Genomic DNA, 12,191 nt, shown 5'->3' with positions numbered 1-12,191 from the left:
ATTCCTTGAGTAAATATAATTTTACCCGATTGACACGGAATTATGAACGATCCCTTTTTATAAGAAGTTTGATTAATTCTTACATTTACATTCTTCGAGCTAATTGCTGGAAATATTAGCTTCAAATATCAATGACATTAGATATTCACAATTATTATTCATCATCTCCATATAATTCTTGCATACAATTACCACAAACTTGTCGTTTAAGTTTAGCACATTCTAAAAAAGTGCTATTTTCATCTTTACATGCAAACTTAGACTCAGAAATATAATCCATTTTCTTACACATTGATTTACTCGCACTAGTACAACTACCATCAACATTTAAAGTGGCTTCAAATAAATGATATTGGGCAGTATGATTTTGTTTTAAAGTATATCTTTTCACAGTTTTACCTCCCTTTCTTAAGATTTTTATATTTTAACATAAAGAAATATTTTATACTAGATATTTATAGTTTATATATTTTTACTTTAACAAATTATTCAGATTTTCACGAATAAAGTCCACCATTAAGCAATTTGAACTTTTTCATAGCGAAAAAGCCTGATAAACAAGGGAAAAAGTAGGTGTTCACACCTGCTTTTTTTCGTTTATAGGAATTCACTCAGGGAATATATTTTTTATGAGTGCTTTTTTATTTTCTAAACTGCTACTTTTCCATATATCAAGGGCATTTCTAACAAGTTTCATTCTATTTTTTAAAGGTGTTCAAACATCTTTAAGCTCTTTTTGTAAATTGTTAGAAATTTTTAGTTTTTCTACCTCCAAATTTTCTATTTGTTTTTCATAACTTGATACTAAAGCTTCACTTTCAGTTTTTCATATTCTGTTAATATATTTTGTAATCTTTCAATCAATTTGATTTATTTCTGATTGAAGATTTTTCTTATACTCAATATCATCGCTTCTTCTTTCTTCATAAACTTCTTTGACAATTTTTTCAAAAGCTACTATCAAATCTTCTTTAGGTTGTATAGACTTTAGAAGTTCTTCAAATTGCTCATGTAAAGCATTTCTATTTATTGATTTTCAGTGCATAGAGGATTTTCTTGGATATGTGTAGTAAGGAAAACTTTTATTTTTTCATTGACTCCAAGCTCAACTAATCATCTGTTTAGATTCCTCACAAAACAAAAATCATCTTAAAGGGAAGTCACTTGATTTATCAACTCTATTTAAATTTTCTTGCATTCTTTGAACTACAATATTTTGAGTGGTACTGCTTAACTTTTTTTCTATTTTGTGAAAAGTCGCTAAAGATATTAAAGCTTTATGATGAGCTTTTCTCCTTAATATAGACCACTTTGGAAACTCAAGGTATCAAGTATATAAGATGTTTTTTAACATCCTTGAAACTAAGTTTGCATTATAAACCTTACCATTTTTTACAGTTCCAACGCTTAATCCTTTTGCATGAAAATACCTTGCAACATCATTAATAGTTTCCAACTCATCATTTGCAAATTTTTCTAATCCTGATTTAACTGTTTTATAATTATTTTCATCTAATAATATCTCTTTTCATCCTTTTGAATTTGTAGAAAATGTATATCAAATCGGCACTTTAAAGCACCAAAATCCCTGCTCTAATCTTGCTCTCATTCTATCATTAACTCTTTGCTTGTTTTTATCTTTTTCATATTGAGCCATCGATACACTCATATTCTCTCTAAAAGTTCATTCAGGAGATTCCTCAAACTGAAAATTTGGAGAAGCTAACTCAACTCATCTTTTTTTGAATTCTGCTTTTAAGAGTGAGTGAACTTGTATGTCTCTTGATAATCTGTTTAAATCTTCAAATATTACTGTGTAGCTTGAATTTTTATTCTCATCAATGTACTTAAACAGCTCTAAAATTGATTTTCTCTCAAAGATTCATCAACTTATTCACTCTTCATTAAAAACTTTTTCTATTTCAATTCAAAGAGTATTATTTGCATAATCTCTACATCTCTTTTCTTGAGAAGATAGCCCATTTCACTCTTTTACTTGTTTTGCAGAAGAAACTCTACAATAGATTAGTCATTTTAAAATCATAAATATTTTTTAAAATATAATGTATATTTTGACTATAATAAAAAACTATAGAATATCAATTTTGAAATATACAAAACTTATTTTAGATTTTCACTTTCAAGATATATATCTGCTAACTCAATTAGTAATTTAATAATCTGTTTTTTTTCTTCCTCTGTATAACAAGAGGGAATTAGAGATTTAATCTCGTTTATTTGCATAAAATTAAAAAATTATTTTATTAATTTTCCACCGTGTAAATGTTAGAGGAGTGGGAACGACTATACTTTATAGTTAAGAGTAGAGACCAAGACTCTACGATAGCAATCAGAGATAGTGGCTCTGATTTTTATATTACTTCTTCCATCTTTCAACTTTTTCCCAAGCGTTATTAATGTTTTGTGTAATCTCAGTATATAGCTTAATATTGTCAGGGTTTAAGTCAGGATGATATTCTCTAACAAGTTTTCTATATACTTTTTTTATAGTCTTGTAATCATCCTCAGCATTCACACCTAAAACAGTATAAGCACTTTCGCTATAAAATCTTTTAAATTCCCCATGTTCTTGTTTAGTTTCATGCTTTGGCTCTTCGTGTTTTGTATAACTTTTTTGTTCTTCTTGCTTTGGCTCTTCATAAAACTTTTGATGTTTTTGCTCGTAATTATAATCTCTTTGTGAACTTTGCTCCTGCTTGAGATAGTCCTCTTTTTGAAAACTGAAAGTAGTAAAAAAAGTCTTTAGCATACTATAGGTAGATTTAACCCAATTTATAAACCTTATTATCTTGTAATAAATAGTTACGAAAAAATAGTAAGTGTTTGCAGTCATCATTTTTACTGTTTGAATTGTATCTTTTGTAAACTGTATAATGAATCTTATTTGCGGTATTAAAAGCCCTAAACCTACAAGCATTTTTAAATCATATATTATTCTTGTGTCTTCCATAGTAAAAAGCATATATATACCAAAAAATGAGTACAGAAGATGAAAAAACAGAGTCTCTGCTTTTTTTGAAAAGTGAAATGGTACATAAAAGAGAAGCGATACCAATATAAAATTTGGTAAGTCCATATTTGAGGCTTCATTTAATAATTGTTGCAAAAAAGTTTGTTCCACCTCATTGCTCCTTATTATTTAAATAATCTATAAACTCCTGTTTACAAAAAACTTTTGTTGGAATTTCTAAATATGAATAAATTGCTTTAGCTTTACAATAAAGTTTTTTGTCTTCAACAACAAAAATATCTGAGGCTGTCGCATATATAGTATGGGTTATATCATGCATTCTACTTTTAGCTATTTTTTCAATTTTATATCCAAGAACCTCTAGAACTTCATATAGTTTTTGAATAGTAAACTCAATATCTTTATGAATATACTTAATTTCATTCCATTTCTTGCATTTGGTTACATCGAAATGAAGTATTGCACTTGCTTCATTTAAACTTGCTATAACTTTTTCTTGCTCAAATAACTTGTCAGGATTAACATCATTTATATGTTTTAAATTTTGTTTGTCTATCCCTTTTCTTATCCGAAAATCATGATAAGATTCTATTGTTTTATTACATAACTGACAAACAAACTGTTCTTTTTGACGAGATAGAAATTCATTATCTATCTTTTCAGCTAGTAAAGTAGTGTTTTCATAATCTATCATTACTCTCTCCATACATTCATATGGTTCTTCTCTACTATTTATTATTGCCCCATCAAGGGAAGGCAAAAATTCATTATTTTGAGTTATTAATCTAATATTATTTAATTTTTCATTAATTCTTCTTGTAGCTAAACTAGCATCTTTTTCATTTCTTTGACTTGCAGTAACTTCTTCAATATGTGCAGGACTATAAAAAAAATCATAATTGTAATAATTCTCTTGAATAACTGAGACTATCTTTTTATCTCGTTGTTGCAAAATATCTTCATAAATATTTTGGTCTATATAAACTTTTTTATTCATCTACCACTCCACATTCTCTAAATCAACATACTGAACACTATCATAACGATTAATACCGTTAATCGTATAAGGCTTCATCTTAGAAAAACTGTTATACATCATATCTTTATAATAAGGTCTTACGCTCATCTTTAAAGGCTTTTTATTGGCATATACAAACAATGCCTCATTATCTTTCATAGTCCTTATCTCACTAATATTCATGACGCTTTCTTTGTCATAATAATTAGTTCCATCAGCTTGTTTTTTAAGAGTTTCTTTATGTCCAAACATCTTTTCTAAATCACTTGCTAAGTCCAAATCAGCACCGCTGTATATAAGTTTAGAAGCAATACCACCGTCTAAGATGGTTTTAGCTTCATTTTGAGAATACTGTTTGATTAACTGGTTGATGTTTTGCAAGATGATAGAGATAGATACATTGTACTTTCTAATCGTTGTAATAATAGATGAAAATCTCGGTATATTCATATTTCCAAACTCATCAAGTAAGCAGTACAAGTGCAAATCTTTTGCACTTGGCAGCTTATCCATCATCACATTAAAAAGTTGTGCGTAAAAGAGATTTAACAAGAAGCTATATTGCTCTTGATATTGTTGCTCTATTTTTATAAAAACTACCGATTTTTCTTCTCTGAATTTTTTAAAATCTATAGAGTGTGAGTATGTCAATTTTTCTAAATTGTCATTTATACCTATAGGGCTTAGTGCGACACTCGCAGTTGATATAAAACTCTGTATAGTCTTTTCATTACCGCTTATAAAACCTTTATATTCTGAAAATGTTTTATCATCTGCATATCTTTTTATAAACTCATCAAGAGGTTCTCCGACTTTTCCAAAGTTGTTAAGCATATATCTAACATTCGCTAAGTTCATATATCTCTTATCATGAGTTTCATTTAGAACTTTGATGAGAATAGATATAAAGTTCTTCGCTCCGTCACTCCAAATTTTATCCTCTGCTTTTGTTCCTTTTAAACCTGATGAAGCTATAAGTATTTCACTAACCATATCAATACTCATAGAGTCTTTTGCATACTCTAGTGGATTGTATCTTATGGACTCATCCAAATTCTTTGGATCAAGTACATATATTTTAAAACCTTGATTATGTAAATAAGCACTTGTTTTATCGTATATTTCTCCACTTAAATCTGTAATTACCATAGAGCAGTTCCCTGAAGCGAGTTTATATATATTTGGCAGTACATAAGAAGTTGTTTTACCTCCACCAGTTCTACTAAAAAGTGCAAGGTGGTTAAAGCTCTCTTTTGAAGATAGCCTTTTATTTTTTCCATCAACTAAAAGTCCGTCATTAAACCTTGAAAAGGTTTTTATCTCATCTTGTTTACTCATCATACCATCGCTTTTAATCGGTGGTTGTGAGAGAAATGAGAAAAGCCATGAAAGAGGATTTAAAAACTGTATTCCAAATTTTCTAAATTGTTTGTTCATTAGAGGTAGGATAATTATTAAAATAAGAATAAGTGCTAAAAGTTCCATCAAATAACCTAAGTGCAAAAAAGTTTTTTATTGTATCTAAAATCTTTTATACCCTTGTTTAGAAGATTTTCATCTCTCTCTTGAGTAGCTTCTCTCTTCTTTTACTTTTTGCCGTCTGATTTCTCTCTCTTGTATTCTCTCTAATTTTTTAACTAACTGTTGATACTCTGACTCAAGCCCCAAAGTCTTAAATCTATAGTTCTTATTTTTATATCTGACACCTTGAGTTTTTCCTCTAGTATAAATTTCATAGCCTAAAGTTTTTAAGTGATTTTCTATATATGTACTTGAAGTTGCTTTGCTAAAAGTAGCTCTTAGATTTTCTTTTATTTCATCCTTAACGCTTCTTGCACCTCTATTTTTTAACTCTTGTTCGTTTTGTTTTTCTTTTGAAAGGTCTTTTTTATCTTGATAGAGAGAAGATTGATTTAGCTCTTTGTACTTTTGGTTTTTATAGTTCTCTAATCTCTGTTGAATTTGAGAGAACTCTTTCTTTGAGAGTCTAACTCTTTTTTCTCCTTCTATCTTATTGGCACTTATCATCAAATGTAAGTGCATATTGTTTTTCTCTTCATGAATCACTCCAAAACTAAGATGATGTTCTGCTCTTTGCAAAAGATATTTTTCTGCCATATCAAGAAGTATCTCTTTTTGTCTCTCCAAAGACAATTCATTGGCTTCAAGTGATAAAACTTCATGATACATAAACACCTTGCCTCTAGCTTCTCTTAAGTGTCTAGAATTTTCATAAAATTCATTCACGAATTCTTTTTTATTTTTAGAATTTGAGTAAGTGTTTCTTGAAAAAGTATGAGAGGATTTATCACGGGTAAGGTAGTCATAGAGTTGTGAAAAAGATTTGCTTTTTCTGCTCATAGATTTGATTATCATAGTTTATGCTTTGGTTATAAACTTTTTAAACTCTTCTTCATAAATTCTAAGTGCATTAATGAGAATATTTATATCAATCGTTTCATTTAGATTTGTTTTATGAGCTATCTGATTGATATTATTCGCTATCCCTCTTGATATGCGGATATACTCATTAATAAACTCTTTTTGTTCGTAGGTTAAAATCTTAGGAGTAGAATTATTTAAAAAAGTAGTGATGATATTTTTAGCATAAGAGTTCGTTTTTAAATCTAAGTAGATTGCTCTTTTTTTTAGTTCATCATAAAAAGCGATACTTAGAGGAAAAGTTACAATTTTATTTTTCTGTTTGTAACTCTTCTTGTACTCTTTTTGATAGTTTGTTTTACTCATGGGTTTTACTTTATATTATAAAGTTTGAATTGTTTGAGTATAGTATTTTGCTAACTCTAACAATGGATAAGCCACATCTCCTTGACCTTGTTGAATATAGCCACATCCTTGTCCTGCTCGTCTGAGTCTATCAAGTGTAGAGATACTCAAACCTGTTTCTCGTGACATCTCTTTTTTTGAGATGGCTATTTTTTTATGCTTTGCATATAAAGCTTCAAATATGACTTTTTCTTCGCTACTCATGATAGACTCCTTAACTGATATATGGTAAGTATAAAGTATTAAAACTTAGAAAAATATAATAAATACTAAGTATTAATTATAAAAACATAGTGAAAAATAGATTTTAGTAGATTTGACTACTTAATAGTTATTAATAAATAATTTATACTTAGTAATATATAATTATGTATAAAGGAAAATTAATGAGTACAGAAGATAGAAAAAATAGAAGTGTCGGAAGACCAAAACTTGATAATGAGCAAAAAAGAGATAAAAAAGTTATGCTCTCACTAACGCAGGATGAATATGATTATTTGCTAAAAATGCAAAGCACTCTTAACCGTCCAACTCTTACATCAACGATTTTATATTTTATGGAACGGGGGCAAGAGGCAGTCAGGGAAGACTTTAGTAGGGAGAGGTAACTACTAATTTGTAATAATTTAAATATGGTATAATCTATTTTCATTTTTTTTATTAAGGTACTTTTATGGAACCAAATAGTTCTGCAATGATGTTAGGTATGTTTACTATATTTTTATTTTTACTTAATGCTATAAAAAATAAACATCATCAAAATATTAAAGACTTTTTATTTTCTTCTCAGTCAATTTCATCAAATAAATTTTCATCTACAACTGTTGCTTCTGGCACTTCTTTATCAACTGTCTTTATTTTCTTTATAATTACTGCTCCTATTTATGGTTGGTGGCTTTTATTTGCTCCCATGACTTATGCTTTTGGTTTATTAATTTCCAATACTGTATTTAAAAAGGTGTCACTTAATACTAATTTGAATGAGATAGGTTCAATAAGTGACTTTATTTCTAAAAAAACAAATTTTCAACTATTAGTTTATGTAACAGAAATTATTACTTTTTTTGGATTTTTAGCAATTATCTTAGTTGAAGTGATACTGGGCTTACAAATACTTAATCATTTCATAAATGATAATGTAAACATTAAAACAATTTTTATAATCATTATTTTAAGTATTACTGCCTTATATGTTTATCTCGGTGGATATAAAGCGGTTATAGATTCAGATTCATGGCAAAATAAATTAATATTATCAAGTGTTGGTGGTTTTTTTGTTTATTTAATATTAATTTTTAGTTCTAATCCTGACAAGATATCATCAATTTTTACAATTACTAATATACCAATAACATTACTAGAATTAATAGTTTTTTTATTAAATGTACTTATTTTAAATATATTTTTACCAATTTCTCAATTGAGCATGTGGCATAGATTTTCCATATCCAAGTCAAAAGATGATGTAAGTTTTGGTATCAACAAGTCAATCAAAGTAGTTTTTATTCTATGGGGGTTATTAATTTTCATAGGTATATCAATATATTCTTTGGGTTATAAACTAGAAAATGTAGAAGATGTTTTTAATATGCTTATTAAAACAAGTTCTATCGGAGCATATATAATTTTTCCTTTAATTTTCATAGGCATGTTATCAGCATTATTATCAACAGTTGATACAAGTTTAATTACTATTATATATTTATTATTTAATAGTAAAAAAACACACACCCTATTTGATAATAAGATTTCTATCTTCTTATCTATCTTTTTTACTTTAATATTAGTTATCATATTATATTTTTTAGTAAATTATACTGTGGGTATAGATTTACTATCAATTATTTTTACAATTTTGGGGCAAATAGTACTTTTAGGTCCACCTCTCGTAATGCTTTCAAATAGAAATATAAATCTCTCAATAATAGAATCAAAAATTTTAGCAATAGGTTTAGTTGTATCTATTGTTTTACTATGGACAATCTCATTTTATGGAATGCATGTTTCAAAGCTATGGATTTCACAATTAGGAATACCAGTTTCAGTATTATTTATGACATTAATCTCATTACTTTTATGGAAAAATAAATGAATGAAATAGCATTAAATCCTGTAATGACAAAACTAATTCTTACCACATTATTTGGTGGTGCAACTTTATTCTTTGTAAAAGAAATATTTTCACTTAGTAGTGTAATTTCTAAAATTGACAAAGCATTAGTATTGATTAAACTAGACCATGAAAAAGGTTGTGATAATGATCAAAAGATTGTTTACCCTATTTATAAGTTAAAATATGGTAATTCTGAGCTATTCCAATCTTATTTTGTTGACTTATTTATTATAAAATCCTTAATTGCTATTTTTATTTTTACCCTTTTAGCGATTGCAGGAATTGTCTTTCAGTCAATCAGTATTTCTGAAGTAGATATTCTTGGAACTCTCTCAGTTTTCTATATTATATTAGGAGTAACTATTACCAGTTATATAAAAAATATGGAAAATTCAACACTTTTGTATCAACATAACGAAAACATAAAAAATTATAAAATAGTTTATTTAACTAAACATCCATTACTATGAATAATAAAGTTTTTTTTCCAATTAGTATTACAAATCATTATTTTTCTAAAAAAACAATTGAAAAAACAATTTCATATTGTACACAACTAGGTTCATCTATGATAATAGTTGTTGCAGACTCATTAAATAGATATAATTATATTTCCAAAGACAACAACCTAAATGAAGAAACAGCATCAATAAAAGCCAATGAAATAGGAAATCAATATTTTAATCATATTAAAAAGATTGTACAAAAAAACTACAATATTCAAGATATTAAACTGGAAAGATGGGATAATTTAGTAAATCAATATGAAGTTCAATATATAATGACTAATCTTATTAAATTAAGTGAAATCAGTATGTCTTTTTTAAATGACTTAAATAAATTAAGTCATTCACATTTAACTAAAAACTCCTTACCAATTAATAACTACAACTTATATAATAACAATCTATATTTAATAGAAGAAATGTCTGTATCAATTTATCTAACAGAAATTTTAGATTATAATATTGAAATATACCCAAGAGGAAATATTGCACTATTATCGGAAATATATTCTAATAAGTATGATTCTTTTGACTTAAAGACTATTTTAAATAAAAACATCACTAAAAGAAGATTCTTCAATTTAGAATTTATCAACTAAAACGAATACTTAAGGGTTTTTAGGGATAGGACAAAGTCCTAATTTCCCTAAACAAGTTTCGCACTTTTTCGATGAATTCTCAAGAATTCTAGAAAATGTGCAAACTTGCTATATCCTTTTCAAGGATATATATTGTTCTTAAGAGTTCTTAAGAAAAAGCCACAAGGAATAAACCAAATACAAATCCTATAGTTATCAAACTTTTTATTGGATTGATTTTTATGTAAGATATTTTAAATAAAAAGAGTCCAGCTACCATCCCAATTATTGTTGTAATACCTTGATTCCATCCTAATATAAAATTTAGTAACATTGAAAATAATACAGATGAGAAAAGCCATATCATAGAATATACAATACTGAGCTTTCGCACCTAATTTTAATCGATATGCTTTCTAAAACAACTGTAAGTAGGGCATAGTAATAAAATACTCCATGGTACTTGACACTAGTTATTGACTATTCTAAATCCCCATAAATAGGGGCTTAAAAAAACTGAAAAATACATGTCAATAGATATGACAAATGCTGAGAGAATACCGCTACTACCGAATGTAACACTATAAAATTAGGTGCGAAAGCTCAGTACAATATATCTGTATAAAAAGTTTCCCAATCCTCTAGCAAAATTTGCTTGTTGTTGTCGTTCGTATTCCTCTCTTCTTCTTAAATCTCCATAGGAGTCATTGTCTGAATTATTTAAAAACATAGTAAGCCTTATATATTTTTCTTTGAATATAAGTCTAACAGATTCTTTTTTAATTTATGTACTTTTACATAGTTGCTATCATGTACATCCCAAGTAGGATTTTTAAATCCTATAATCTCTTCATTTTTTCATCTGATAGTTTTCAGATTAATTTTATCCATAATAATTAATCATGATGTCTGTCTATAAAAACAATAAATTTTAGGTTTATTGTTTATTTGAATAATCCTCATAATATCACTTAAAGAGTTCATCTCTTGTTTATAAGCCTTAGTAACAATCTGCTCTATTATATTAATAGCACTCGTTCTATTTTTAGTTCATGGGTAATTTAGATCATTAATATAAAAGATATTATTTATAGTGTCATAGTGATAGATAAAATATGCTCATTCTCATCAATAAAGTGCATTTTCAATAAATATAGCACTTAGAGGTAAATCTTTTTTACCTTTTTTAATTTCAAGGAGAGTATTAAATAATTTCATAATATTTCAATTTTAAAAATATAAGTTTGGTTGCAACCGATATTAATTAAAACATATTTATTTAATTTTTGTCAAAAAAAAGACCTTACTTTTTGGCTTAAATTAGCCATAAAATAAGATATATATTGTCAACTTTTTTGCCCTGCACAAAAGTTGCGTGATTGTAAAAGAAGAGTATTAATAAAACGTTAAATTGCAAGAAAAAATTTGAGAAAATAAAAAAATAAAAAAGAGAGAAGTTTTACTAAAACTTCTCAAACTCACTTTGAGCTTTTTCGGATGTAAAATATATATGACTATCCATATAGTTTGTATAGATTTCAAACTCATCAGTTTCATTTTCAAACAGGGAAGAGTTATCAGCTATAAATCTGTAAGCGATAGTAGATAAAACTTCATAGATAATAAGATTAATTTCTAACTTAATATCTTTTCAGAAATTACATTCTATTGAGTCCATAATATCATCAAAATTAATATTATGCTCATCTAATAAATCTACTAAAAATTTAACATCCAAATATCAAGCACCTAACAAATTTCTAGTAATGTCACTTAATACATTTTCATTCATAATCAACAATTTAAAAAATAAAGTGATTATTCAGAAAAAAATTACAATCAAAAAAAACAAGGTGGAGACTTGTACTACCTTGTATTTATTATTTCATTTTTTAGAATTAGTCAGTTTATTTTGTTTCTAACTTCTGCTTAAGATACATGAAGAAGAAGTGGCATTTTCGTTCTTTCTGTTAATTTATTTATAGAAGTATCATTCATAATATTTTTTTCTACATAAATAAACTTATTTTTATGAAGACATATTATGCTATGAATATCATTAGATATTTTATCTAAAAAGTTTGATTTATTTATAGTTTTAAATATTTCTTCTCTAGTTTGAGAATTTATTGATTTTATTTTAGAGCCGCTTGCAAATTCCACCATCATAAACTAGTGAATTTGTAAACCTACTAAA

14 protein-coding genes are annotated in these 12,191 nt (G+C 27.0%); 4 read left to right on the top strand and 10 right to left on the bottom strand.

Annotated elements, in window-relative coordinates; genetic code table 11:
* Positions 1 to 154: 154 nt before the first annotated feature.
* From Q0617_RS13100 to Q0617_RS13065, 8 genes are all read right to left on the bottom strand, one after another.
* The gene (locus tag Q0617_RS13100; RefSeq protein WP_298753786.1) at positions 155 to 391 is read right to left on the bottom strand and encodes a hypothetical protein; all 237 of its coding nucleotides are present in this window, start codon (positions 389 to 391) and stop codon (positions 155 to 157) included.
* 936 nt (positions 392 to 1,327) lie between these two features.
* Positions 1,328 to 1,456, bottom strand: coding sequence for a hypothetical protein (locus tag Q0617_RS13095; RefSeq protein WP_298753785.1), 129 nt, complete (start codon positions 1,454 to 1,456; stop codon positions 1,328 to 1,330).
* A gap of 921 nt (positions 1,457 to 2,377) precedes the next feature.
* Positions 2,378 to 3,142, bottom strand: coding sequence for a J domain-containing protein (locus tag Q0617_RS13090; protein ID WP_298753784.1), 765 nt, complete (start codon positions 3,140 to 3,142; stop codon positions 2,378 to 2,380).
* Position 3,143: 1 nt separating this feature from the next.
* Positions 3,144 to 3,989, bottom strand: coding sequence for a hypothetical protein (locus Q0617_RS13085; RefSeq protein WP_298753783.1), 846 nt, complete (start codon positions 3,987 to 3,989; stop codon positions 3,144 to 3,146).
* On the bottom strand, positions 3,990 to 5,495 hold the full coding sequence (locus tag Q0617_RS13080) for a type IV secretory system conjugative DNA transfer family protein (protein WP_298753782.1): 1,506 nt from the start codon (positions 5,493 to 5,495) through the stop codon (positions 3,990 to 3,992). It abuts the gene before it with no gap.
* A 69-nt stretch (positions 5,496 to 5,564) separates the two neighbouring features.
* The gene (locus tag Q0617_RS13075; RefSeq protein WP_298753781.1) at positions 5,565 to 6,371 is read right to left on the bottom strand and encodes a relaxase/mobilization nuclease domain-containing protein; all 807 of its coding nucleotides are present in this window, start codon (positions 6,369 to 6,371) and stop codon (positions 5,565 to 5,567) included.
* Between the two features lie 18 nt (positions 6,372 to 6,389).
* Positions 6,390 to 6,758, bottom strand: a complete 369-nt coding sequence (locus Q0617_RS13070; RefSeq protein WP_298753780.1) for a hypothetical protein — start codon at positions 6,756 to 6,758, stop codon at positions 6,390 to 6,392.
* 15 nt (positions 6,759 to 6,773) lie between these two features.
* On the bottom strand, positions 6,774 to 7,001 hold the full coding sequence (locus tag Q0617_RS13065; RefSeq protein WP_298753779.1) for a hypothetical protein: 228 nt from the start codon (positions 6,999 to 7,001) through the stop codon (positions 6,774 to 6,776).
* A gap of 182 nt (positions 7,002 to 7,183) precedes the next feature.
* On the opposite strand from Q0617_RS13065, the gene Q0617_RS13060 reads away from it, so the two are divergent.
* From Q0617_RS13060 to Q0617_RS13045, 4 genes are all read left to right on the top strand, one after another.
* The gene (locus Q0617_RS13060) at positions 7,184 to 7,405 is read left to right on the top strand and encodes a hypothetical protein (protein ID WP_298753778.1); all 222 of its coding nucleotides are present in this window, start codon (positions 7,184 to 7,186) and stop codon (positions 7,403 to 7,405) included.
* 65 nt (positions 7,406 to 7,470) lie between these two features.
* The gene (locus Q0617_RS13055; protein ID WP_298753777.1) at positions 7,471 to 8,889 is read left to right on the top strand and encodes a hypothetical protein; all 1,419 of its coding nucleotides are present in this window, start codon (positions 7,471 to 7,473) and stop codon (positions 8,887 to 8,889) included.
* Positions 8,886 to 9,380, top strand: coding sequence for a hypothetical protein (locus tag Q0617_RS13050; protein WP_298753776.1), 495 nt, complete (start codon positions 8,886 to 8,888; stop codon positions 9,378 to 9,380). Before Q0617_RS13055 ends, Q0617_RS13050 begins: the two co-directional genes overlap by 4 nt.
* Complete coding sequence (locus Q0617_RS13045) at positions 9,377 to 10,015, top strand: hypothetical protein (RefSeq protein ID WP_298753775.1); 639 nt, start codon at positions 9,377 to 9,379, stop codon at positions 10,013 to 10,015. The genes Q0617_RS13050 and Q0617_RS13045 overlap by 4 nt, the downstream gene beginning before the upstream one ends.
* A 148-nt stretch (positions 10,016 to 10,163) precedes the next feature.
* Here the strand turns inward: Q0617_RS13045 and Q0617_RS13040 are convergent, their stop codons facing one another.
* Together Q0617_RS13040 and Q0617_RS13035 are read right to left on the bottom strand one after the other, a co-directional pair.
* On the bottom strand, positions 10,164 to 10,361 hold the full coding sequence (locus Q0617_RS13040; RefSeq protein WP_298753774.1) for a hypothetical protein: 198 nt from the start codon (positions 10,359 to 10,361) through the stop codon (positions 10,164 to 10,166).
* A gap of 1,562 nt (positions 10,362 to 11,923) precedes the next feature.
* Positions 11,924 to 12,160: a hypothetical protein gene (locus Q0617_RS13035; RefSeq protein ID WP_298753773.1), complete on the bottom strand. Its 237-nt coding sequence runs from the start codon at positions 12,158 to 12,160 to the stop codon at positions 11,924 to 11,926.
* Between the last annotated feature and the right edge of the window lie 31 nt (positions 12,161 to 12,191).

It is taken from the genome of uncultured Arcobacter sp., assembly GCF_937982575.1.
Classification (GTDB): Bacteria; Campylobacterota; Campylobacteria; order Campylobacterales; family Arcobacteraceae; genus Arcobacter.
This window is presented reverse-complemented; position numbering and strand designations above follow the sequence as displayed.

What these genes read in the sequence shown, in the direction of transcription:
- Q0617_RS13085 (WP_298753783.1), bottom strand. Translation starts at nt 3,989, where the DNA reads ATGAATAAAAAAGTTTATATAGACCAAAATATTTATGAAGATATTTTG.
- Q0617_RS13080 (WP_298753782.1), bottom strand. Translation starts at nt 5,495, where the DNA reads ATGGAACTTTTAGCACTTATTCTTATTTTAATAATTATCCTACCTCTA.
- Q0617_RS13075 (WP_298753781.1), bottom strand. Translation starts at nt 6,371, where the DNA reads ATGAGCAGAAAAAGCAAATCTTTTTCACAACTCTATGACTACCTTACC.
- Q0617_RS13070 (WP_298753780.1), bottom strand. Translation starts at nt 6,758, where the DNA reads ATGAGTAAAACAAACTATCAAAAAGAGTACAAGAAGAGTTACAAACAG.
- Q0617_RS13065 (WP_298753779.1), bottom strand. Translation starts at nt 7,001, where the DNA reads ATGAGTAGCGAAGAAAAAGTCATATTTGAAGCTTTATATGCAAAGCAT.
- Q0617_RS13060 (WP_298753778.1), top strand. Translation starts at nt 7,184, where the DNA reads ATGAGTACAGAAGATAGAAAAAATAGAAGTGTCGGAAGACCAAAACTT.
- Q0617_RS13055 (WP_298753777.1), top strand. Translation starts at nt 7,471, where the DNA reads ATGGAACCAAATAGTTCTGCAATGATGTTAGGTATGTTTACTATATTT.
- Q0617_RS13050 (WP_298753776.1), top strand. Translation starts at nt 8,886, where the DNA reads ATGAATGAAATAGCATTAAATCCTGTAATGACAAAACTAATTCTTACC.
- Q0617_RS13045 (WP_298753775.1), top strand. Translation starts at nt 9,377, where the DNA reads ATGAATAATAAAGTTTTTTTTCCAATTAGTATTACAAATCATTATTTT.
- Q0617_RS13040 (WP_298753774.1), bottom strand. Translation starts at nt 10,361, where the DNA reads ATGATATGGCTTTTCTCATCTGTATTATTTTCAATGTTACTAAATTTT.
- Q0617_RS13035 (WP_298753773.1), bottom strand. Translation starts at nt 12,160, where the DNA reads ATGGTGGAATTTGCAAGCGGCTCTAAAATAAAATCAATAAATTCTCAA.